General features: G+C 66.5%; 1 protein-coding gene. It reads left to right on the top strand.

The genetic code is table 11. The features are described from left to right. Positions 1-15: 15 nt before the first annotated feature. The coding region (locus tag NZU74_20730; GenBank protein MCS6883750.1) for a hypothetical protein at positions 16-278 on the top strand (263 nt) is incomplete at its 3' end.

The raw sequence follows: 278 nt of genomic DNA, 5'->3' as shown, positions 1-278 counted from the left end.
AGCGGGGCGGCAGCGGTGCTCATCCATGCCACCGAGCGCCGGCTCTGGCAGACCGAAATCAAGTCGCGCTTGATGAACACAGCGGAATCGCGCGTGCTTGCGGAAGACGGCCGGCCTGCACCGGTCACCCGCATCGGCAGCGGCGAGCTACGGCTGGAGCGCGCGCTAAACGCGCAGGCTGTAGCCTGGGAGGAACATAACCGCGGCGGCGCGTTAGCCTTCGGCTTCGTAGATGTCGCGACGCATCACGTCACGTTGACCCGCCGCATCTTCATCCG

The organism is Chloroflexaceae bacterium (assembly GCA_025057155.1).
In the GTDB taxonomy this organism is placed as follows: domain Bacteria; phylum Chloroflexota; class Chloroflexia; order Chloroflexales; family Chloroflexaceae; genus JACAEO01.
Note: the sequence above shows the minus strand (reverse complement) of the source record. Positions and strands in the feature narration are given on the sequence as shown.